Here is a 23,873-nt window from a genome sequence, read left to right as displayed (position 1 = left end):
GTCTTTTTATTTCAATTCAAATGAATTCAAAATTCTACAACATAGTCTGGTTGTTTACCTACACCCCCCGCTAAGAAAATACCAAAACTGCTGCTAGATTCTCCTGCATACTAAAAAAAATCGCTGTCTCTCATAAGAAAGACAGCGATTTACAATTCTTTTTGGGTAAAACTATTTGTTGTTCCCTTTTTCAAAATCAGCCACAAACTGAGCCAATCCGATATCTGTTAACGGGTGTTTCAATAAACCATAAATAGCAGAAAGAGGTCCTGTCATTACATCAGCACCAATTTTAGCACAGTTTACAATATGCATGGTATGACGTACGGAAGCAGCCAGAATCTGAGTCTCATAACCGTAGTTATCATAGATCTCTCTGATTTCCTGAATCAGGTTCAGACCATCTGTAGAAACATCATCTAAACGGCCAATAAACGGAGAAACATAAGTTGCACCTGCTTTTGCAGCCAATAAAGCCTGACCTGCTGAAAACACTAACGTTACATTTGTTTTAATTCCTTTATCAGAGAAATATTTAGCAGCCATAACACCTTCTTTCGTAATTGGTAATTTTACTACGATTTGCTCGTGTAATTCAGCCAACTCCTCACCTTCTTTGATCATTCCGTCAAAATCCAGTGCATTCACTTCAGCACTCACATCACCTTCAACAAGATTACAAATATCAACGTAATGCTTCAGAATATTATCTTTTCCGGTGATCCCTTCTTTTGCCATCAATGACGGATTTGTAGTTACACCATCCAAAACACCTAAAGCCTGTGCTTCTTTAATCTGAGCTAAATTAGCTGTGTCAATAAAAAATTTCATATGTATTTAAATTTAATTGTGTTCATAATTCGGGCGTGACCCCATTCTCAAAAGGCGCACTTTATACACCGCTTATTCGCGCCTTTCGTAAATGCGGTCGGGCTATCCGTACTACTTTGGTAGTTCACTCCTATCCCTCACGCAAATCGTCGTAAAATTACAACTAATAATTTCAAAAATTAAACTCTCCAAAAATAAATCTGAAATTAAAGTCCTTTATCCCAAAACTTAAATCAGTCCAAAACCGAAATATTTTGTATTTTTAGACAAAATTAAAGTCCCAAAGTGTTGAAGAAAATTTCAAACAAGACAACAGGATGAGTTTTGCAGCAATAGCAAGGGTTACCGAATAAAGATGGCTTACCTGCGCTGCCGAAGATCATTTGTAGCTTTTTTTACTATTTATACTCCTGTTTCCCTGCACCTACAATTCCCTTAAACTATGCCACAATTTCTTCTTGAAAACGACCAGCTAAAACTCACTGTTCGAAAATCCCCTTTTATCATTCGAATAGTATTATATTTTTTTGCTTTTGCTTTTTTTATTTTTCCAGCCGCCGGAACAATTGCTTCCATCGCATTAGGAGAAGGTTTGCATTTTGGCTTTATAATAGGAATTGGAATTTTCTCCCTTTTTGGATTCTACTTATTACGAGTTGCCTTATGGAATACTTACGGAGAAGAAATAATACAATACTCGAAAAATGAAATCGTTTACGAAGCCAATTACGGATGGTTTCGCGATGCTAAAAAAACAATTAAAAACGAAAACCTTACGTATTTCGTTTCACCGGTTGGCTATGAAGAAGACCACGAGGGTATTTTGATTGTAGACAATGGAAGAGAGATCATTGAATGTGCCGTTAAAATGCCACAACAGCAAATTGAAGAACTTATACTGCTTTGTAAAAAGAATATTATTCAAAAGACTTCCTGTTCCTAAACCTGAATTGATTGCACAAAAAATAAGGCATTTTTATATTTCCGGATAGTAGCAATTGATGTACTAATTATATAGTACAGCATTCCTGTCTCTACCGTTTTACCTCAATCCTGTCACTTTGACATTAAATTTTCGTTATGTCATTCCTCCGTCACGTTGCCGTCACTCCTCCGTCACCGCTCCGTCACTCCTATATCTGAACTTTATTGGAGATTTTTGTTTTTTTTGCTCTTTTTCGGTCACCTTGTCAGGGAAATTAAAGATTTGAATCCTGATTGTAAACCTTGCTGAAGGTCTGTTTTTCTATACTTCTGGTACATCTTTTATCTTGTCCGTTAGTCGATTCTAAAGATTCTAACATACAAGAATTTAAATTAATAACTCGATGAAATAAATTTACCGCAATGTAAGCGATGAAAAAAAACGCAAAGTTCACAAAGCTGTTTATAAACTTTGCGAACCTTGTTTAAATCTTTGCGCACTTTGCGGTAATTTTTTTATTATTCCTAAGTTTTTTAGGATTGCTTCATCAACATGTTTATTCATAGCAGAAAATGCTTTCCCCCTATATCTTTTCGTAAGAAGGTTCTGAAATTACCTGTATGATCACATCAGGAAACCATATTAAAAAAAAATACAGCTTAGAATCTAAATTTAGCCCCGACAGCCAAATCAATTCTCCACAAATTTTCAACTTCTTCATCCTCAAGTTTAATCGTTTCTGTAATGCCATTTGGATATTCATATTTTAGTTTTCGTAAAACACCTCCAACGAAATTAGCTTGTGCGCCTAATAAAAAATGCGGCGTTATCCTAAAATGATATCCCATTCCGGCAATCATACCCAAATTAGACCCCGTTATTTTTAACGGACTGCCAATGATGGTAGAATTATTCCGATAGGACATGTATCCAATCGCAAGCTCTAAATTAGCCTCTCCAACTCTTGCATTTTTACCTTCTGTAAGTATAAAGGAAGGTCCGATAAATGAAATTGTTATATCATCACTAAAATCCCCTCGATAATTTATGCCGTCGTCCAGGGTAATTTGCTGATTTCTGATTGTTCCCGATGATTTATAAACATTATACTTCAAACCGAAACCAGTTCTGTCATCTTTAAGATAATAAGCACTTATATCATAACTAAGTCCTGATTTTAAATTTTTCATATATTTTTTTTGCTCCGAATTTAACCCATCCGGCGATGAAGCAACTCTGAAACTTTGAGCCACATTTGCCAACAACAAAAAACCTGAAGATTTTGAACTTTTATAATTTGTCGCTTCATTGGCAACTAATTTTAAACGATCTTTTGAGTGAATCGAATCTTTATTGATGACAGGTTTACTATAATCGGTAGTGTTTTCAATCCTCAATAAATCGGCACTAATTCTATGGCAGGAGCTTCCAAACATACTTGGATACAAATGTTCGGTAATTAAGAACGCATTAGCACCATTTTTCCTTGCTTCTGTTTTTGCTGCTTCAAGAACGGTAGCAAAATCACAATTGGTAGTAAAGCCGGTATCTCCAATTTTGACGGTTCCAATTGTACTAAAATTAGCAGGCAATTCAGCTTTAGTATTAAAAACAATAACATTGGACTTACTATCCAGTTTTTCATGTTTCTCTGAAACAGAAGTTCTTATTTTTGGAGAACAGGAACAAAAAGCAATAGTAATAAGGAATAAAAAGTACTTCATTTTGAGTTTTATAGTTTATAATGATTCATCAACATCTTCTCATAAACCGTATCAGGAAGAATTCGCTTTAATACGATTGAAAATTTCTGCATAAAAACACCCACTTTGTAGTGTACATTTGGTTTTTTAGACTGCATAATTTTATAGATGGCTTCCGCCATTTGGTTCGGATCGCTTCCGGCATCTACATGTTCGTTCATGGTAGACAGCACTTCTCCATACACTTTTTCATAAGCAGAACCTGAAATTACAGGGGCATGATAACGCCCTGCGGCAATATTGGTGGCAAAATCACCCGGTGCCACGTTGGTAATATCGATTCCGAAAGATTTAACTTCCATACGCAAGGCTTCGGTAATCAGTTCCAGCGCCCCTTTCGAAGCCGAATAAACGCTCCTGTACGGCAATCCCATATAACCTGCGATAGAAGTAATATTGATAATCAGACCTGATTTTTGTTCGCGCATCTGGGGCAAAACGGCTTTCATAACTTCAATTGGACCAAAGAAGTTCGTTTCAAAATTATTTTTGATTTCTTCCATCGGAATTTCTTCCAAAGGCCCGGTAATTCCAACCCCGGCATTATTGATCACCACATCTAAACGTCCGGTTGTTGCAATAATTTTTGCTACAGCCGTTTGTATGGATGCTGCATTTCGGACATCTAAAGCTACAAGGGGAAAAACAGAATTAAATACTTTTTCAGGATTTCGGCTGGTTCCGTACACGGTGAATCCTTTTTGATTTAAAAATTCTCCAATAGATTTTCCAATCCCTGATGATCCTCCGGTAATTAAAATGACTTTATTCATTTTGAAAAGTTATGAGTTTTGAGTTATAAGTTATGAGTTGGTTCATTGAGGTAAAACTTATAGCTTCAACAAATAACTTTAAATTTTACGAAGTTCCAAAAATAAAAAAATCCTCCATAAGGAAGACCGCTTTTGTATTAATTCTAAAAAAGAATTTGAATAAAATAAAAAATGGCAAGCGACCTACATCGCACCGCTCAACCACGTACCCTTGCTATGTTCCCATCCTGGGGGAGTCTGCAGGAGCTGGTCGTGTAGGACTTGCCGGTGCAAATATACAATCTTTTTATATTTTTGCAAGAGCTTTGTTGCTATAAAAATATCGTCGTATATTGGCTTATTCAAATTTTTAACTATGAAAAAATATAACTTCCTAGCTGTCATTTTATTAGGAATCACATTAATTGGATGTAACGGTGCAAAAAAAGGTGAAAATTCTTTATTTACAATAGATGATTCGGCTTTTCCGGCACATTTTACATCAAAAGAAGCAGTCTCTATCGCCATTTTAAATCCAAATTCGAAAGAAATTGACAGTATTGTTTATGCTGTAAACGATAAAAGGGTGGGAAGCACAAAAGGTGCCGAGAAATTCAAATTTGAATTAAAAGATCAAAAATTAGGATATCAATACTTAAAAGCAACCGCTTATTACGGCTCTGATTGGTCTGATGCGACCAAAAGAATCGAATTGGTTTCTGATATTGAACCTAAATTACTGAAATATAAAATCCTGAATACCTATCCTCACGATACAAAAGCTTTTACGGAAGGTTTGGAATTTCACGATGGTGTTTTATTTGAAAGCACGGGACAAAAAGGAGATTCCTATTTTAGAGAAGTAGATTATAAAACCGGTAAGGTGATTACGCAGGTTGATTTGCCAAAAGATTATTTCGGAGAAGGAATTACGTTTATTAACGGAAAATTATTTCAATTGTCGTGGGAAGAAAAAACAGGTTTTATCTACGATGCCAAAACATTTAAACTTGAAAAAACGTTCAAATACGACAAAGACCTTGAAGGCTGGGGAATGACAAATGACGGAAAATACATTTATCATTCTGACGGAACAGAGAAAATCTGGAAAATGGACCCGGCGAATCAAAAATTAATTGATTACATCAATGTGTATTCAGGAACTTCAAAAATAAAAGCGATCAACGAATTGGAATATATCAACGGGAAATTCTATGTCAATGTATGGCAAAAAGATGCTATTGCTGTAGTAAATCCAACTTCCGGAGCAGTGGAAGGAATTTTGAATATGTCTGATTTACGTAAATTCATCAAACATCCGCAAGCGGAAGTCTTAAACGGAATTGCTTACAATCCGCAAACCAAAACTATTTTCATTACCGGTAAATACTGGGAGAAAATGTTTGAAATAACGGTTTCAGAATAACAATTAAAAAACAAATTTTCAATTTTTAAATTCCAATAGTAAAACACAAATTTCACAGATTTTCACAAATTGATTAGTGATAATTTGTGAAATTTGTGTTTTTATTTTTCTTCTACATCACATTAAAACAGCATTATATAATACACTAAATCAACATCATGATAACTTTACTTACCAATATAAAAGAACTGCTGCAGGTTCGGGAAACGTCTGTTGCTAAAGTTTCAGGAGCTGAAATGGCAGTACTTCCAACAATCAAAGATGCTTATTTAATTTTAGAAAATCATCTAATCGCAGATTTCGGTGAAATGAAAAATCTTCCTGAAATAAAAGCGGATCAGATTATTGATGCCACAGGACGGATCGTTTTGCCTTCCTGGTGCGACAGTCACACGCATATCGTATACGCAGGCAACCGCGAGCAGGAATTTGTGGATCGTATCAACGGACTTTCGTACGAAGAAATCGCCAATCGCGGCGGCGGAATCCTAAATTCAGCTCTTAAATTAAACGCAGCTTCGGAAGAGGAAATTTACGAGCAATCTAAACGCCGCTTAGAAGAAGTCATGCATTTAGGAACCGGAGCGGTTGAAATAAAATCGGGTTATGGTTTAACAACTGAAGGAGAAATAAAAATGCTTCGTGTGATTAAAAAACTGGCAGAAAATTATCCCATTTCCATAAAAGCCACTTTTTTGGGCGCTCATGCTTTTCCGTTACATTATAAAGAAAACAAAGCCGGTTATATCGATGAGATCATCACCAAAATGCTTCCTGAAATTGCAAAAAACAAACTCGCTGATTATATTGATGTTTTTTGTGAAACCGGTTATTTTTCTGTGGAAGAAACTGAAAAAATCATGGCTGCGGGAATACAATATGGTCTGATTCCGAAAATACATGTGAATCAGTTTAATTCTATTGGAGGAATTCAGGCGGGAATACATTTTAAAGCTCTTTCTGTGGATCATCTCGAAGTCATGAACCCGGAAGACATTGAAGCCTTAAAAGGCACCCAAACAATGCCTGTTGCTTTACCGTCCTGTTCTTATTTTTTAAGCATTCCGTACACACCTGCCCGCGAGATGATAAAAGCGGGATTGCCTTTGGCTCTGGCAACCGACTTTAACCCCGGCTCTACTCCATCCGGAAACATGAATTTTGTGGTAGCTACTGCTTGTATCAAAATGAAAATGACTCCAGAAGAAGCTATAAATGCAGCTACAATAAACGGAGCTTATGCAATGGGTCTTTCGGAAACCCATGGAAGTATTACAAAAGGCAAGAAAGCTAATTTTATCCTTACAAAACCAATTTCATCCTATTATCAGATTCCCTATGCTTTTGGAAGCAACCTGATTGAAAGTGTTTTTCTGGAAGGAAAGATTTTGGCATAAAAAAAAAGAGGAGTTTAAAAACTCCTCTTTTTTTATTTTAATGAATGTCTTTCTTATCTTAAAGAGAAACTAGTTTTAGAAACTAACTCATCATTATCAAAAACATTGATGAAATAAGTTCCTTTAGCGAAATCTTTACCAGGTAAATCTTCAACAACATTTACACTTTTGTTTTCGTACTGAACTGTAGTTTTAAAACTGTAAGTTAAAGTGTTGTCACCAAAACTTTCTGTTTTCTTATCTCCCAAAACATTGTTTTTTGCATCGATAACCTGTACGTAATACGTTTTATCTCCGGATTTAGCAATTTGGTTTTCAGCAATAGTAAAACTTATTTTAAGAACGTCTGCACGACTTGCTTTATCTGTTTCGATTTGTTTTCCTGAGCTTCTTAATTTGTAAGCAGCCGTTTTTGTATTCAAAACAGATAGTTTAGAACCTTTTTCAACTGTTTTAGCTAATTCTTCGTTTTGACCTACTAAAACTTCGTTGAATTTTTTAGATTCTCCTAAAACCACAATAGTACTGTCTCTCTGAACTGTCAAAACACCATTTTGTTTTTTCAATTCATCGTTTTCAGCAACTAAAGTTTTCATTTTAGTCTGCATTCCCTGCACTTGGTTTCTGTATTTAGATACATCACCTTTAGATTTATTTAAATCATCCATTAATGCAACTACTTTATCTCTTTCCTGAATTAATTCATCAGACATAGAAGTGTTTTCTGCAATGGCAGCATCATAAGTTGCTTTTAATTCCTGTAAATCTTTCATAACAGATTCTTTCTCTGTCAGAGTTGTGGTAAGTTCTGTTTTAACTCCATCTGTATCAGATGATAATTTAAAAATATACACTAAGCTACCAATAAGTAGGACTGCTAAAACTGCGATTACCGCTTTTAGACTTGAGTTGTTGTTCTTTGGGTTTTCCATATTTAATAATTTTCTTTAATAACAAATTTAAGAATTAATATAAGCTAATAACGTAAGTTAGTACAATTATATTATTTTTGGACAATAATTTTTTTTTATGGATAAATTAATTCCTTTTACTATTAATGATTTAGCAAAAGTCACAAATCATCGAAGTGGTGAAATAAAGTTCGGAGAAAAGATGATTATCATTCCAAAAGGAGTGGATCAAATCGATTTTCTGAAAGAAAGTGAGGCTAAATACGTTCTTTTGGGAATTCCCGAAGATATTGGGGTACGCGCTAATTATGGCAGACCCGGGGCAGCATCGGCCTGGGAAAGCGCCATAAAAAGTATTGCTAACATTCAGCACAACCGCTTTGCAAAAGGAAGTCAGATCATTGTTTTAGGACAAATGAATGTTTCGGAAGAAATGCGCGAGGTAGAAAATCTTGATTTCAATGATATTGATGACCGTTCGAAATTAAGTCAGTTAGTAGAAAAAATCGATAAAGAAGTTTCTCATATCATCTTTAATATTGTAAAGGCCGGCAAAACGCCAATTATAATCGGAGGAGGCCATAATAATGCTTACGGAAACATAAAAGGTTCCGCGCTTGCAAAAGGAAAACCCGTGAACGCGATTAATTTTGACGCTCATTCTGATTTCAGAATCCTTGAAGGCCGTCACAGCGGTAATGGATTCTCTTATGCTTACGAAGAAGGTTTCTTAAAAAAATATTTCATTTTTGGTTTACACGAAAATTATACTTCCAAAAGTGTACTGGATATTATCAAGAAACTGGAAGACCGCGTCCGCTACAACACGTATGACAGCGTAAACATTCGAAAAGAAAAAGAATTTTATAAGGAAATGATTTATGCATTGGATTTTGTAAAATCAGATCCGTTTGGAATTGAAATTGATCTTGATGCAATACCCAACATTGCCAGCAGCGCGATGACTATCAGCGGATTTTCGATCGAAGAACTGCGTCAGTTTGTTTCATTTTTCGGAGAACATAAAAATGCCACTTACTTACATATTTGCGAAGGAGCGCCCGATCTGGACCAATCACCAAACAATCATTTGATTGGGAAATTAATTGGCTATTTAATAACTGATTTTATAAAAGCCAACAACGAAATAATTTAAGATAGTAAATTACAGCAGCTGAAAATTAGCCCATTTGCCAAATAAAACCGGATTCAAATAGACGATTGACTGAATAAAGCTATCTTTGCACAGAATTTTAGTACTTAAAACTAAATTCTTAATACCTAAGATATGTTATTCGAAGATTTATCACTTTCAAAAAGTATACAAAAAGCCGTATTTGAAGAAGGCTACCTAAACCCTACACCTATTCAGGAACAATCTATTCCGATTGTTTTGGCAGGAAGGGATTTAATTGGCTGTGCGCAGACCGGTACCGGAAAAACAGCAGCATTTGCTATTCCAATTATACATCAGCTGCACCGAATTGTTGGTTCTTCTAAAAAAGCAAAAGTAATTCGTGCTCTTATAGTTACTCCGACACGTGAATTAGCGGTTCAGATTGGACAAAGTTTTGAGACGTATGCAAAATACACCAACTTAACGCAATTAACGATCTTTGGAGGAGTTTCACAAAATCCACAAGTGGATACGTTAAAAAACGGAATTGATATTCTGGTTGCCACTCCGGGAAGATTGCTTGATCTGCAAAAGCAGGGTTTTATTGATTTAGATCATCTTCACACTTTAGTTTTGGATGAAGCAGATCAAATGCTGGATATGGGTTTTATAAACGACGTAAAGAAGATTGTAAAACTAACGCCAAAAAACCGTCAGACTTTATTGTTCTCCGCGACAATGCCTATTGCCATTCGCGAACTGGCAGAAATGTTTTTACAGGATCCTGCAAAAGTAGAGGTTTCACCAGTTTCATCGACTGCTGAAAATGTAGAACAGCGCGTTTACTTTGTAGAGAAAACGGAAAAAAGAAATTTACTTTATCATTTAATAAAAAATGAGGATTTATCAAACGTGCTGGTTTTTTCAAGAACCAAACACGGCGCTGATAATGTGGTAAAAGCATTGCGTAAAAAAGATATTCCGGCAGAAGCAATTCACGGAGATAAATCTCAAAATGCAAGACAACGTGTTTTGGATGCTTTCAAAAATAAAGAAGTTGGCGTTCTTGTTGCTACTGATATTGCGGCGAGAGGAATTGACATCGATCAATTGCCCTTTGTAATTAATTTTGATTTGCCTAATATCCCTGAAACCTATGTACACCGAATTGGAAGAACGGGACGTGCAGGAAATGGCGGAATTGCGATTTCATTTTGCAGTAAAGATGAGGAACCATATTGGAAAGACATTCAGAAACTTATAAAAGTTGATGTGAAAATCATTACCGATCATCCGTATCAATGGCATTCCGGCGCTCCTGAAGCAACGACAGAAAAACCAAACAATTCAAACCGAAGCGGTGGTGCTCATAAGTCGAGAAAATCAAATGCTTCTAAGCAAAACAAAAAACGTTGGTATTAACAACCAACGTTTTTTGTTTCACATATTAAGTAATTAATTATTTTAAACAGTTTAACCGGTTCAAACGGCTTAATAATAATATCGTTCATTCCTGAAGAAATAGCTTCATCCGTAATTTCATCCTTATCAAAAGCCGTAAGGGCAACGATAGGTGTTTTTATACCTAACTGACGAATTCTTTTAGAGGTTTCAAATCCGTTCATCTGCGGCATATTTATATCCATCAGAACAAGATCAAAATGCTCATTCTGAAGCATCTCTATAGCACTAAAACCATCATCAACCACTTTACAGATATAATTGTTTTTTTCAATTATTTTTTTGGTAACCAGCTGATTGATAACATTATCCTCTACAACCAAAATCTTAAAGACTTCATTTGATGTCAGGTCTACCTGGATTTCATCTATAATGCGTTTTGTTTTTTCCGGATCATATTCGAACGGAATGGTAAAGGTAAATAATGTTCCCTCTCCAAGATTACTTTTCAGGTTTATAGTAGTATTAAAAAGCCCTAATAATCTTTTTACGATACTTAAACCTAGTCCTGTACCCTGATAATCTTCATCTTTTCTGCCAACCTGAACAAATTTTTCGAAAATCTTAGTCTGATCTACAGCTGCAATGCCTACCCCGTTATCCTGTATTTGAAATTCTAAAAAGTATAATTTCCCTTCTACTTTAACCAGATTGATAATAATCTCAACTTCGCCATCTTTCGTAAATTTAAGCGCATTGCTGACTAAGTTCATCAGAATTTGCGCCAGTCTTAATTTATCACCAATTAAATATTCGGGGATTTCAGGGTCAATATCGATTGAGATTTTATTGTTATTTTTTTGAGAGAGAAAAGAAAGTGAATTTTTGATCATCGAAATTTCATCTGAAATATTGAAGGTCAGACTTTCCAGTACCACCTTATTTTCCTCAATTTTATTAATCTGAAGAATATCATTTACCAAAGACAATAAATATCTCGCCGAAAATTTTAATGAACTCAAATGCTGGCTGCTGGATAATTCCTTATGTTCTTCCAGCAACATATTGGTTATTCCGACTACACCATAAAGGGGAGTCCGCAATTCATGACTGATAGTTGAAATAAATTGTGTTTTGAGTAATGAGGCTTCTTCTGCTATTTCTTTTGCTTTTAGAAGTTCTAAATTGTGTTTCTTTTTAAATCTGATATTCTTAATCAAAGTGATGATCAATAACAGCAGAATAAATGAAATCACGACAAATAGAATAACAATGATTCTGGATTTTTTCAGACTTTGATATTGTGAATCTTTTTCATCTTCAATTTTATCAATTTGTCTTTTATATTCGTCTAACTCCAGATTAAAACCTGCAACAGAGGCTTTCTTAAGTTTTTCGTCATTGTAAATTTGTTCGGTTATTTTATTATAAGCGACCAGGTTTATATAAGCTTCCTTGTCTCTTTTAATTTTATTTAAAAATTTTGAATACTCGAGGTGCGTAAAAGACAAATCAGATTTTTCAACATAGGTTTTTCCTAACTCTATTGCTTTTTTAAAATAAGCATCTGCTTTAAGGTTATCGCCTTTATGACTGCAATACATACCGTTGAGCATATTTGCAATCACGACCGTATTATCATCCTGAAACTTTTTCTCATGTGCATTAATAAATTTCAGGTAAGGATATCCTTTATTAAACTGGCCAATATCAAAATAGGACCATGCAATATTGACATTCGTAAAATAAATCTGGCTGGAGTCTTTGATCTTAGAACTTAGTTCGATCGATTTTTTATAAAAATCGATTCCTAATCGGTACTGCTTCTTATCAAAACAATAAATATTCCCTAAGTTATTGTATAACATATTCTTAATACTATCATTATTGGCTTTATTGGCATAAAACAAACTTCTTTTATAAAAGAAAATGGCTTTGTCTAATTCAACCAATTCGCTGTAATTGGCAGCAATAATGTTATAAGAACGGGCAATAAGATAATTATTTTTATTTTTCGTTGCGTGATTTAGGGCAACTCTGGAGATAATTAATGATTTTTCGAAATTTGACTCTCTGTAGTTAGAAAGTGCTTCGAGAACCAGTTTATTGATTTTATTCTCTGACAAATGTTCAGATTGCGCGATTACTGAATTATCTAAACAATTCAGAAACAGTAAAAGAAGTAAAAAAATCCGCATTGGGGGCATGAATCGGCTAATTTGATCAAATATACACTTAAAAATAAAAAAAAAGCTGTATTTCGTATAAAAATACAGCTTTCTTTTATTTCTGACCTTCAAAATTGTAAAGATTTTTCTTTCGAAAAAATAAATTTAAATTTCTGAAACTATCTCTGATTCTTTATCGTCTTCCCATTGCCCGACAACAGACGTTGCCAAAGCATTTCCTAATACATTGGTAGCGCTTCTGAACATATCACAGAAATGATCAATTGGTAAAATAAGGGCAATACCTTCAACAGGAATATCAAACATACCGCAAGTTGCCGCAACAACGACCAAACTGGCTCTTGGTACTCCTGCAATTCCTTTACTGGTAAGCATTAAAACCAAAAGCATAACCATTTGTGTTCCTAAATCTAAATGTACACCGTAGGCCTGTGCAATAAAAATACTCGCAAAAGTCATGTACATCATACTTCCGTCAAGATTAAAAGAATAACCCAGCGGCAACATGAAGGATACAATTCTGTTTTTTACACCAAAATCTTCTAATTCTTCTGTCAGTTTAGGAAAAACGGCTTCACTGCTTGTGGTTCCGAAAGCAATGACTAATGGTCCAATAATACGTCTTAACAGTTCTGTCATTCTCCCTTTAAGGAAAACATAACCCACAACGATCAAAACCACCCACAAGGTGCTTATTCCAATTAGAAATGATCCAAAAAATTTAAAATAGGTAATCGCTAATTCCTGGAAATCCCTAACGGCAAAAACTCCTGCAATAGCACCAAAAACTCCAATTGGAGCAAAGTTCATTACATAATTTACCATTTTTAAAACAATATGGGAAGTCTTATCCAAAGCATTGATAACCGGTTTTACAGTGCTTCCTAATGATGCAGCAGCCAATCCGAAAAAGATGGAGAATATTACAATCTGTAAAATTTCGTTGGTTGCCATTGCCTCAATAATACTTTTAGGCACGATATGTTCAACGAAATTTTCGAAAGAAATTGATTTCGTTTTAGCCGTTACTTCTGATGCGGTAGCAATATCAACATGTGCTAATTTTAAACCCACTCCCGGTTCTAAAATATTAACATAGAATAATCCAATTAACAAAGAGATAAAAGAAGCTGTAAAAAACCAGCCAAGTGCTTTTCCTCCAATTCTTCCAACGGCTTTTATATCTCCCAGTTTCGCAATTCCTACTACAAGCGTCGTAAAAACTAAAGGAGAAATAATCATTTGTACCAATCTGATAAAAATGGTCGCCAGCATTTTTATTTTATTGCTAAACGATTGTGCAGCCTCAGGCGAAATCGAATTGTGCAATATAATCCCTAAAATTGCCCCAAGAACCATTGCAATTAAAATTTGCCCGGTTAATCCTGAAAGAAATGATTTTTTTTTGGTTTCTGTAATTTGCATTAATTTGTTTTTTGTTTATAATTAAAATATAAGACCCTCACTGCCTTACAATTTATTAATAGGTCTTGTTGATTAAATAAAAATCAGCCAGAACAATTGCTGCCATTGCTTCAACAATTGGCACTGCACGAGGTACTACACACGGATCATGACGCCCTTTTCCGGTCATGGGTGTAATATTTCCTTTATTATCTAAGGAGTCCTGAGTCTGCATGATGGTTGCAACAGGTTTAAAAGCGACTCTGAAATAAATATCCATTCCATTACTGATTCCTCCCTGAATTCCTCCGGAAAGGTTGGTTTGGGTAGTTCCGTCAGGATTGTATAAATCATTGTGCTGGCTTCCCTTCATTTCAGATCCTGAAAAACCACTACCGTATTCAAAACCTTTTACGGCATTGATAGAAAGCATTGCTTTTCCTAATTCGGCATGTAATTTATCAAAAACAGGTTCTCCTAAACCAACGGGAACGTTTTGAATCACACAAGAAACAATTCCTCCAACCGTATCGCCTTGTTTGCGAATATCACGAATATATTCTTCCATTATCGCTGCCGATTTTTCATCGGGACAGCGTACCGGATTGCTTTCTGTTTTAGAAAAATCCAATTCCTGATACGGTATATCTAAATGAATTGGCCCTACAGCCGAAACGTAGGCATTAATTTTAATTTCCGGCAGCATTTGTTTGGCAATGGCACCTGCCACTACCCTGCTTGCCGTTTCGCGGGCAGAACTTCTTCCACCTCCGCGGTAATCACGAAAACCATACTTCTGATCATATACATAATCGGCGTGGCTTGGTCTGTAGTTGTCTTTTATATGAGAGTAGTCATCAGATTTCTGATTCGTATTCGGAATAATAAAACCAATTGGGGTTCCGGTAGTTTTACCTTCAAATATTCCTGATAAAAACTGAACGCTGTCCGGTTCTTTTCTTTGGGTTACAATTGCGGATTGTCCTGGTTTTCTGCGGGACATTTCCACCTCAATCGCTTCCAGATCAAGTTCTATTCCCGATGGGCAACCGTCGATTATTCCGCCCAGAGCTTCACCGTGAGACTCTCCAAATGTTGTAACTTTATATAAAGTGCCGTAGCTATTTCCTGCCATTGTAAATTGTTTTGAGCAAATGTAAGTTTTATGAATTAAATTAAAAAATTTAAAATTGGTAATATTAACTAAAGGTTAATTTGCTTAAAAATCACAATTTATTAAAATTGTGGTCGATTTGATAACCTTTTGATAAAATATAATACGTTTAAGATTCTTTTATTTGCTAAACTTCAAATCAGGAAAAATTGAAAAAAAGAAATGTTGAACTGGTCATTATTTCAGATGTCCATTTAGGGACATATGGCAGTCACGCCAAAGAACTAAACAACTATTTATCAAGTATAAAACCGAAAACATTAGTCTTAAACGGCGACATTATCGATGCCTGGCAATTTAGAAAATCCTATTTCCCGAAAAACCACTTAAGAGTTATTCAGAAAGTAATCGGAATGGCTTCCAAAGGAACAAAGGTGTACTACATTACCGGAAACCACGATGAAATCCTAAGAAAGTTCAGTGACATGAACATGGGAAATTTTGCTTTGGTTGATAAATTAATTTTAGAACTCGACGGTAAAAAAGCCTGGATTTTTCACGGAGATGTTTTTGATGCTTCCGTACAACATTCAAAATGGATAGCCAAACTTGGAGGTTTAGGATATGATTATTTAATTCTCCTGAATCGCTTTATCAATTGGCTTTTATCTAAATTAGGAAGAGAACCTTATTCTTTCTCCAAAAAAATAAAAGCAAGCGTAAAAAAAGCAGTAAAGTTTATTTCCGATTTCGAAACCACGGCAACAGACCTGGCTATAGAAAAAAAATATGACTACGTAATCTGCGGTCATATTCACGAGCCTAAAATAATTCAAAAAGAAAACAAACACGGATCTACCTTATATCTCAATTCAGGGGACTGGATTGAAAACTTAACTGCTTTAGAGTACCATAAAAAGCGCTGGAAATTATTTTCTTACTCTCAGTCTAATTTTACGGAAGAAGAAAATCTTTTCGAAATGGAAGATATCCTAAGCAATCACTTGATTACTTCTATCTTAAAAAGTAAATAAAATTCCATCTGAATTTTGGCAGAAATTCAGCTAATGTGAATTATGTAACAATTTAAAATAATTTTATACGTTTTGGTTTTTACAGTAATTGTAAGTTTGAAAAAAATTAATAACCAATTTTATGAAAAAAATTATTTTATCTGCCCTTATGCTATTAGGTTTAGCTTTTACGGCACAATCACAAGAAATTTCTAAAAATGCTTTAGGGATACGTTTTGGAGACAACAACGGATTTGGAGGTGAAGTATCATATCAATTAGGATTAAATCAAAAAAACAGGTTAGAGTTTGATTTAGGATGGAGAAACAGCCATGATGTAGATGCCATTAAAGGAGTTGCACTTTACCAATGGGTATGGAATATTGATGGTGGTTTTAACTGGTACGCAGGTGTCGGTGGAGGTATAGCTGCCTGGGATTACGATTACCGTTTCAATAATGCCAGATATAATGATAGCGGAACTTATGTTTTTGCTGCAGGAGATATCGGTATCGAATATAGATTTAAAGAGGTACCTATTACCTTGTCGTTAGATGCAAGACCTGAAATTGGTTCCGGATATTATGATGATGACAATTTTGGATTTGACGTTGGTTTAGGAGTTAAATTCAGATTCTAAATAAAAATAAAAAATAATTGTAAAAAGAAACCTGTCGTTTTAAGCGACAGGTTTTTTTATGTTCACTCTTTAAGTGAAATTTATTTGATAATAATTTCCTTTTTCGAGCGGATTTTAACTACTGTATAAGGATAGGTAATCACCTGCATGGTCATGGAATCCGGAGCCGGATTAGTTTCTTTTACTGTAATAATGATATTTTTATCCGTTTCTTCTACCTTATCAATTCCGATGGAATAACCTCCGGTATTTTTTTCTCCCATGTTCAGGATCACATAATTGGAATTAGTGATATCGTCCTGTTTCATTTTATCTTTTAAAAGCGGATCATTTTCCAGCATTTTGATTTCGTTTGGTTCGGTCAGGATTTCAAAAAACCGGATATTTCCGCCACCGTCAGACTGTACCGTTAAAATCTCATAAAGGGCTTTTGAATCAGATGTTTTCTGTACGCCACACGAAACCAGAGCAAAAACTGCTAAAACTGAAATAACTTTTTTCATTTATACTTATTTAAGATGAATGTTAATTTTTATAATCGTCTATCGCTCTTTGATACAACGCTTCGTATTTGGGTAATATATTTTTGATATCGAATCTTCTGGCAACTTCCAGCGCATTGGCTTTAAACTGTTTTAAAACAGCTTCATCTTTTAGGATTTTCAGTGCATTTGCTGCCATTTCTTCCACATCACCAACATTACTCAGATAACCTGAAAAACCATCAAAATTCACTTCCGGCAAACCTCCGGAATTACTTGAAATTACGGGAACCCCGCAAGACATTGCTTCTAAGGCTGCCAAACCAAAACTTTCTGTTTCAGACGGAAGCAGAAACAAATCGGTCATGCATAAAATTTTGTCAATCTCATTACTGTTTCCGAAGAAAATCACTTTATCCAGAATGCCTAATTCCTGGCATAAAACCTCTGCTTTTTCTTTTTCGGGACCATCACCAACCATCATTAATTTAGCCGGGATTTCTTTCTGGATATTATAGAAAATCTTGATGATATCCGGAATACGTTTCACTTTTCTGAAGTTACTGATATGGGTGATAATGCGCTCATTTTCCTTCGCCATCACGTAACGATGACAAGGTGCCTGCGGATCTTTTACCATTTTATCCAATTCAATAAAATTCGGAATCACCCTGATTTTATTCTTGATTTTAAATAATTTCAACGTATCATCTTTCAGGCTCTGGGAAACTGAAGTCACATAATCCGATTTATTGATACTGAAAGTTACAGCCGGTTTATAAAAAGGATGATTTCCAACCAAAGTAATATCTGTTCCGTGAAGCGTGGTAATCATGGGCAGATTAATTCCTTCGTTTTTCAGCATTTGCTTCGCCATATAACCCGCATAAGCGTGTGGAATTGCATAATGCACGTGAAGGACTTCTATCTTGTATAGTTTCACCATATCAACCAGTTTGCTAGACAAAGCCAGCTCATAAGGCTGATAATGAAAAAGTGGATATTCAGGAACGTTTACTTCGTGATAATGTACGTTTGGATTCAGAAGTGCCAACCTAACTGGCTGACTGTATGTAATAAAATGTATTTCGTGTCCGCGTCTGGCTAATTCAAGACCTAACTCAGTGGCTACTACCCCACTACCGCCAAAAGTCGGATAACAAACAATTGCTATTTTCATGTATTAAATTTAATACTACGAAAGTACTCAAAAATAGCGTTTAATTGAAGTTTTCAATTGTTAGATTTTTGTGAATAATAGATTTGTCAGATTAGTAGATCTTTAGATTACCAGACTTTTATTTCTTCATACAGCAAACCTGACGGGTCTTAAAAACGTGTCAGGTTTCGAAAACCGAACCCGAAACTTGAAACCTGAAACAAACTTAAAAAACAAAAAAAAGGCACGAAATTTAGATTTCATGCCTTTTACTATTTTATAGATTACTCTTAGAAAAATCTGCTATGCCAGCTATCGGCAGCAGGGACTTCCCATGATTCGTTGTATTCTTCGATATTATTAACAAGATTATTAAAAACAATCGTATTTTCCGATACTGACTTATCTTTCACCATTTTCTTAAAATCAATCAGAGGTTTATGAGCGATATGTTCGCCCAGTTTAAAGGTAACGTTCATTTTATCTAACAAATCAACGTTGTATTTTTTCTCTAATGCCTGAATAAATTCAACAGAACTATCGATAGAACATCCTGTAGCAGCCTGCACGTCCTGATTTACCGCCAGAATTATAAAACGGTTGTATTTCAGTTCATAAGAAGCCTCAAGACTTGTTCCGTGTGCGGCCCAGCCTTCAACAAAAGTTTTCAGGTCAGACTCTATTTCAGAAAATTCCTCATCAGAAAATTTTCTGTTTGATTGATAAATCCAAATTCTGGATTCACCAGGTAAATTTTCAAAAGGGATATACATTTTAATTTTAGATTTTAGATTAATGATTTTAGATTTTTTGAAAGTTTTAGGTTTCGGGTTTCAGGCTAAAAAACCTTTACACCTATGAACCTTTGAACCTCAAAAAAACTAAAGATCCTGTGCATTCGCGATTAGCTCGGCGATATCCATTACTTTTACGGAACCTTCTTTTTCCTGATGTTTAATTCCATCCGTCAACATGGTATTACAGAACGGACAACCCGCTGCAATAATATCCGGCTGAACTTCTAAAGCGTCTTCTGTACGTAATACATTGACTTCTTTGTTTCCCGGTTCAGCATCTTTAAACATTTGCGCACCACCTGCTCCACAACATAAACCGTTTGATTTGGAACGCTTCATTTCGACTAATTCAACATCTAATTTCTGAATTAATTCTCTCGGAGCTTCGTATACTTTATTGGCTCTTCCTAAATAACAAGGATCGTGAAAAGTAATTTTTTTTCCTTTAAACTGGCCGCCTTCAACAGTTAATCTTCCTTCATCAATTAATGATTTCAGGAATTCTGTATGATGGATTACTTCATATTGACCACCTAATTCAGGATATTCATTTTTTAAAGTATTAAAACAATGCGGACAAGCTGTTACTATTTTCTTAGCTTCATACGCATTCAGAACCTCGATATTCATCATGGCCTGCATTTGAAACAAGAACTCGTTTCCGGCACGTTTTGCAGGATCTCCGGTACAACTCTCTTCTGTACCAAGTACTGCAAAAGAAACATTGGTACGATTTAAAATACGTACAAAAGCTTTTGTAATTTTCTTTGCTCTATCATCAAAACTTCCTGCACAACCTACCCAAAACAATACTTCCGGCTGTTTTCCTTCGGCTAGCATTTCTGCCATTGTTGGCACTATTAAACTTTCTGACATCTTCTTATTTTGTTAAATCGGTTCATCGTCAATTTGGTTAATCGGTAAAACTCTTTCTTTATGATTACCCAGTAAAAAACCTAAAATATTTTATAATCGGTTAAACGGTTAAACAAATAACCAATTAAACAATTTTAATTTTCATTTTTCCAATTCAGCCTGTCCTGCTGATTGTATTGCCATGGCGCTCCATTATTCTCAATATTGGTCATCATTGCATTTAATGACATTGGGGCAGCACTTTGTTCCATTACTAAATAACGGCGCATATCCATAATAATAGACAACGGACTGATATTTACCGGACATTCTTCTACACAGGCGTTACATGAGGTACAAGCCCACAATTCTTCCGGTGTTATATAATCGTTGAGTAATGTTTTGTTATCGGGAACAAAAACACCTTTATTGGCATCAATATTTTTTCCTACTTCCTGCAGACGATCTCTTGTATCCATCATGATTTTGCGGGGAGACAATTTCTTACCCGTCTGATTCGCAGGACATGACGATGTACAACGTCCACATTCCGTACAAGTATAAGCATTTAACAGCTGAACCCAGTTTAAATCCTGAACATCACTTGCTCCAAATTTCGCCGGTGCTGCATTTTCATCCACCGGAGCGGCGGCAAAAGGATCTGCATTTGGATCCATCATTAACTTAACTTCTTTGGTAACGGACTCTAAATTATCAAATTGACCTTCGGGCTTCAGGTTTGCAAAATAAGTGTTTGGAAATGCTAAAAGGATATGCAGGTGTTTTGAAAAATACAGATAATTCATAAAAATCAAAATACCAGTAATGTGCAGCCACCAGAATATTTCGGATAATAACATCACCAGTTCATTCGACATTCCGTTAAATAGTGGAGCAATGAATTGACTTACCGGAAAACTTCCGGCTTTATGAAAATGCGAAAACCCTCCCGGAACATTTTGCAAGTGCAGGTCAGAAGCATTCATCAATAAAAACAACGTCATCAAAACCATCTCAAAGTACAAGATGTAATTGGCATCACTTTTAGGAAATCCGTTTAAATCCGGATTTATAAAACGTTTCAGTCTGATAATGTTTCTTCTGATCCAGAAAGTAATGACGGCCACTAAAACTAAAAGCGCCAAAATTTCAAACGAAGCAATTAAAACATCATACACGACTCCTAAATAAGGCGCAAAAATTCTATGGGTTCCGAATAAACCATCAATGATGATTTCGAGTAACTCTATATTAATAATTATAAAACCTACATATACAAAAATATGAAGTATACCGGCAACAGGGCGTCTCACCATTTTTGACTGCCCAAGAGCAATCAAAGCCATATTTTTCCAGCGTGCTTTAGAATTATCTTTTCGATTTACATCTACTCCGAGGTTAATGTTTCGGATGATTTTTTTTACGCTCGTTGCAAAAAAACCGAAACCAACTATCAAAAGTATGGCGAACAAAATATTATCTAAATAACTCATATTTATTATTTTTTACTATTTGAATTTGCGTCTTCAGCCGGTGGTGCCACATAAGGTTTGTTTTTCTTTCCAAAAAGAGAAACATTCACATAACGTGTTGGGTAAAGACGGACATCCTGTAGTAATAACTCTAACTCTTTTGAAGTTTTAGCCAGATTATTATACAATGCATCATCATTTAATAATTTTCCTGCTGTACCTTTTCCTGAATTTAGGTTACTCATTATACCATCTACTTTGGCTAAAGTCTGATTTAAATTTCTAACTGTTTTTCCTAAGTCAGCTTTGTTTAAAGAATCTGATATTTTAGAAAAATTATTTGACATTTTATTAAAGTTGGTGACAACTCCGTTAATCTGACCTTTATTGGTATCTAAAATAGAATTAAGAGTTCCTGAAGCCTTGTGGAATTGTTCCATAGTCTGACTCAATTCTGCTAAACTCTTTTTGATATCTTCCTGTCCTTTTTTGTCCAGCACATTATTCAGTCCTGATACCAGAACGTCAATGCTTACCAGCATTTTTTCCAGTTTTTGCTGAATGGGTTCAATCTTGCCTCCTAAAGACTCTGTTAATCCCAGCTCAACAGCGGCAGGCAGTATTTGCCCGTCTTCCGCTAATTCTTTATCTGCGAGATTAGGTACAATTTTAATTTGTTTTCCACCAATTAAACTTGGGGAATATAAAGCCGCCTGACTGGTTTTAGATATAGGAAAATCTGTTTTTATCTGAAGTTCAACCAATAATTTACCCGTTGTTTCATTGATTGTAATTTTAATTACTTTTCCAATTACAAGTCCGTTTAAAGTTACAGGTGCTGAAGCTGATAATTCCTCAACATTATCGTATTCTACATATAATGTCTTGTAATCCGTAAAAAGGTCTTTACCTTTTAAAAAACTATAGCCCCAAATAAATAGTAATATTGACCCGATGACTAAAATAGCCGTTTTAATTTCTCTTGTTAGTTTCAAAATTCTAAGTGTTTCTACAAAATTAATATAAATATCCGAACTTGTGACTATTATTTAATGGCGTCCTGAATACTGATTTTTTCTCCGTCTTTATATGCAATTAAGAAAGCGGCTCCATAGCCTTTACCTTTAGCTTCTTGCAAATATTTTTGTGCCATATCGTAACTTGAAGTTTCCTGATAGAAATACTTATATATATTGTTTTCAAATAACACAGTCACATTCTTCAGTCCTTTGAAGTTTTTCGGCTCCAATGGTGTTTTTTTAATGCTCGCGATAAGCTGTACTTTAAAGAAAGTCCCTTTTGGTGCATTTTTTACGGCAACAGGAGCTTCAACTACTTTTTGTTTTGCGGGTGTTGAAGTATCTCTGGCTGGTCGCTGGTCCGATATTTCCGGTACTCCCGAACCAAAATATTCTCTTTTATAACTAATAATAGCTTCAGCGATTGCTTTTGCAATGTCATTTTGGCCTTCTTCAGAGTTTAAAATATTCCCTTCTGTCGGATTGGAAACAAATCCGGTTTCTACTAAAACCCTTGGCATATATGCTTTATGAAGTACCATAAAAGGAGCCTGTTTTACACCTCCCTGGCGCAGTTTTTTTCCAAGCCTGTCAAAATTTGCCTCAATTTTATCGGCTAATGAAATACTGTTATCCATGTATTCTTCCTGCATCAGTGTCATTCCGATCATTGATTCCGGAGAATTAGGATCGTAACCTTCGTATTTACGCTTATAATCTTTTTCTAAAGTAATAACCGAGTTCTCTTTTTTCGCAGCCTCAAGATTGGATGCTACTTTACTCAAACCCATTACATAGGTTTCGGTTCCATCGGCTGCCGTATTTTTGTTGGCATTGCAATGTATAGAAACAAAAATATTGGAATTGGCTCTGTTTGCAATATTGGCTCTTTCGACAAGATCAATAAAAACATCTGTCTTACGAGTATAGATAACATCAACATTTGGGCTTGCTTCTAATATTTTTCCAATTTTTAACACAATCGCAAGCGCAATATTTTTTTCTATCCTGCCACTGTAAACTGCTCCAAAATCGTGATCTCCATGTCCTGCATCCAATGTCACTTTAAAGACATTCGATTGACTGTAAGAACAAAAAGTCGTTATCATTAGAAGAAAACTAAATATTAGTCTAGTTTTGTTAAGTATATTCATAAATCTAAAAGTTAATTTTAATAAAGGCAACTGCTATAATTTTTATAATTGA

The 23,873-nt window shown here is 35.1% G+C and carries 21 protein-coding genes and 1 other RNA gene; 7 read left to right on the top strand and 15 right to left on the bottom strand.

Features of this window, described 5'->3' with window-relative positions; genetic code table 11:
- Window positions 1-171: 171 nt before the first annotated feature.
- Window positions 172-831: a fructose-6-phosphate aldolase gene (gene fsa / locus EV142_RS10370; RefSeq protein WP_132035260.1), complete on the bottom strand. Its 660-nt coding sequence runs from the start codon at window positions 829-831 to the stop codon at window positions 172-174.
- Between the two features lie 442 nt (window positions 832-1,273).
- On the opposite strand from fsa, the gene EV142_RS10365 reads away from it, so the two are divergent.
- Window positions 1,274-1,774 (top strand): hypothetical protein, encoded by a 501-nt coding sequence (locus tag EV142_RS10365; RefSeq protein WP_132035257.1) that lies wholly within the window; start codon window positions 1,274-1,276, stop codon window positions 1,772-1,774.
- A gap of 641 nt (window positions 1,775-2,415) precedes the next feature.
- Here the strand turns inward: EV142_RS10365 and EV142_RS10360 are convergent.
- The 3 genes from EV142_RS10360 to ffs form a co-directional block, all read right to left on the bottom strand.
- On the bottom strand, window positions 2,416-3,480 hold the full coding sequence (locus EV142_RS10360) for a hypothetical protein (protein WP_132035254.1): 1,065 nt from the start codon (window positions 3,478-3,480) through the stop codon (window positions 2,416-2,418).
- Between the two features lie 8 nt (window positions 3,481-3,488).
- Window positions 3,489-4,292 carry an SDR family oxidoreductase gene (locus EV142_RS10355; protein WP_132035251.1) on the bottom strand — a complete coding sequence of 268 codons (804 nt, stop codon included), beginning with the start codon at window positions 4,290-4,292 and terminating at the stop codon, window positions 3,489-3,491.
- Between the two features lie 169 nt (window positions 4,293-4,461).
- Window positions 4,462-4,559, bottom strand: an RNA gene (ffs, locus tag EV142_RS10350) — signal recognition particle sRNA small type.
- An 88-nt stretch (window positions 4,560-4,647) separates the two neighbouring features.
- Here ffs and EV142_RS10345 point away from each other — a divergent pair.
- Window positions 4,648-5,697, top strand: a complete 1,050-nt coding sequence (locus EV142_RS10345; protein WP_132035248.1) for a glutaminyl-peptide cyclotransferase — start codon at window positions 4,648-4,650, stop codon at window positions 5,695-5,697.
- 158 nt (window positions 5,698-5,855) lie between these two features.
- Window positions 5,856-7,094, top strand: a complete 1,239-nt coding sequence (gene hutI / locus EV142_RS10340) for an imidazolonepropionase (protein WP_132035245.1) — start codon at window positions 5,856-5,858, stop codon at window positions 7,092-7,094.
- 53 nt (window positions 7,095-7,147) lie between these two features.
- On the opposite strand, the gene EV142_RS10335 is transcribed toward hutI, so the two are convergent.
- Window positions 7,148-8,026, bottom strand: a complete 879-nt coding sequence (locus tag EV142_RS10335) for a hypothetical protein (RefSeq protein ID WP_132035243.1) — start codon at window positions 8,024-8,026, stop codon at window positions 7,148-7,150.
- 97 nt (window positions 8,027-8,123) lie between these two features.
- Here EV142_RS10335 and EV142_RS10330 point away from each other — a divergent pair, with 97 nt between their 5' ends.
- Together EV142_RS10330 and EV142_RS10325 are read left to right on the top strand one after the other, a co-directional pair.
- The gene (locus tag EV142_RS10330; RefSeq protein WP_132035240.1) at window positions 8,124-9,161 is read left to right on the top strand and encodes a formimidoylglutamase; all 1,038 of its coding nucleotides are present in this window, start codon (window positions 8,124-8,126) and stop codon (window positions 9,159-9,161) included.
- Between the two features lie 132 nt (window positions 9,162-9,293).
- Window positions 9,294-10,544, top strand: coding sequence for a DEAD/DEAH box helicase (locus EV142_RS10325; RefSeq protein ID WP_132035237.1), 1,251 nt, complete (start codon window positions 9,294-9,296; stop codon window positions 10,542-10,544).
- Here EV142_RS10325 and EV142_RS10320 read toward each other — a convergent pair.
- The 3 genes from EV142_RS10320 to aroC all read right to left on the bottom strand — a co-directional run bounded on the left by EV142_RS10320 (window position 10,541) and on the right by aroC (window position 15,251).
- Complete coding sequence (locus tag EV142_RS10320) at window positions 10,541-12,649, bottom strand: response regulator (protein WP_238698690.1); 2,109 nt, start codon at window positions 12,647-12,649, stop codon at window positions 10,541-10,543. The genes EV142_RS10325 and EV142_RS10320 overlap by 4 nt on opposite strands.
- 207 nt (window positions 12,650-12,856) lie before the next feature.
- Window positions 12,857-14,137: a dicarboxylate/amino acid:cation symporter gene (locus tag EV142_RS10315; protein ID WP_132035231.1), complete on the bottom strand. Its 1,281-nt coding sequence runs from the start codon at window positions 14,135-14,137 to the stop codon at window positions 12,857-12,859.
- 55 nt (window positions 14,138-14,192) lie between these two features.
- On the bottom strand, window positions 14,193-15,251 hold the full coding sequence (aroC, locus tag EV142_RS10310; RefSeq protein ID WP_132035228.1) for a chorismate synthase: 1,059 nt from the start codon (window positions 15,249-15,251) through the stop codon (window positions 14,193-14,195).
- Window positions 15,252-15,439: 188 nt separating this feature from the next.
- Between aroC and EV142_RS10305 the strand changes: the two genes are divergently transcribed.
- A complete protein-coding gene (locus EV142_RS10305; protein WP_132035225.1) occupies window positions 15,440-16,264 on the top strand; it encodes a UDP-2,3-diacylglucosamine diphosphatase in 825 nt (274 codons plus the stop codon).
- Between the two features lie 121 nt (window positions 16,265-16,385).
- Window positions 16,386-16,883, top strand: coding sequence for a hypothetical protein (locus EV142_RS10300; RefSeq protein ID WP_132035222.1), 498 nt, complete (start codon window positions 16,386-16,388; stop codon window positions 16,881-16,883).
- Between the two features lie 80 nt (window positions 16,884-16,963).
- On the opposite strand, the gene EV142_RS10295 is transcribed toward EV142_RS10300, so the two are convergent.
- From EV142_RS10295 to EV142_RS10265, 7 genes are all read right to left on the bottom strand, one after another.
- On the bottom strand, window positions 16,964-17,386 hold the full coding sequence (locus EV142_RS10295) for a protease complex subunit PrcB family protein (protein ID WP_132035219.1): 423 nt from the start codon (window positions 17,384-17,386) through the stop codon (window positions 16,964-16,966).
- A 22-nt stretch (window positions 17,387-17,408) separates the two neighbouring features.
- Window positions 17,409-18,545, bottom strand: a complete 1,137-nt coding sequence (gene bshA / locus EV142_RS10290) for an N-acetyl-alpha-D-glucosaminyl L-malate synthase BshA (RefSeq protein WP_132035216.1) — start codon at window positions 18,543-18,545, stop codon at window positions 17,409-17,411.
- 269 nt (window positions 18,546-18,814) lie between these two features.
- Entirely contained in the window at window positions 18,815-19,297 is a 483-nt protein-coding gene (locus tag EV142_RS10285) for an ABC transporter ATPase (RefSeq protein WP_132035213.1), read from the bottom strand.
- A 108-nt stretch (window positions 19,298-19,405) separates the two neighbouring features.
- Window positions 19,406-20,197 (bottom strand): (Fe-S)-binding protein, encoded by a 792-nt coding sequence (locus EV142_RS10280; protein ID WP_132035210.1) that lies wholly within the window; start codon window positions 20,195-20,197, stop codon window positions 19,406-19,408.
- Between the two features lie 134 nt (window positions 20,198-20,331).
- Entirely contained in the window at window positions 20,332-21,669 is a 1,338-nt protein-coding gene (locus EV142_RS10275) for a (Fe-S)-binding protein (protein WP_132035207.1), read from the bottom strand.
- A gap of 5 nt (window positions 21,670-21,674) precedes the next feature.
- On the bottom strand, window positions 21,675-22,643 hold the full coding sequence (locus EV142_RS10270) for an MlaD family protein (RefSeq protein ID WP_132035204.1): 969 nt from the start codon (window positions 22,641-22,643) through the stop codon (window positions 21,675-21,677).
- A gap of 50 nt (window positions 22,644-22,693) precedes the next feature.
- Complete coding sequence (locus EV142_RS10265; RefSeq protein ID WP_132035201.1) at window positions 22,694-23,821, bottom strand: N-acetylmuramoyl-L-alanine amidase family protein; 1,128 nt, start codon at window positions 23,819-23,821, stop codon at window positions 22,694-22,696.
- Window positions 23,822-23,873: the final 52 nt, after the last annotated feature.

The sequence above is a fragment of the Flavobacterium circumlabens genome, assembly GCF_004345565.1.
Classification (GTDB): Bacteria; Bacteroidota; Bacteroidia; order Flavobacteriales; family Flavobacteriaceae; genus Flavobacterium; species Flavobacterium circumlabens.
The sequence above is the reverse complement of the archived record's forward strand: the minus strand, read 5'-3'. Positions and strand labels throughout refer to the sequence as shown.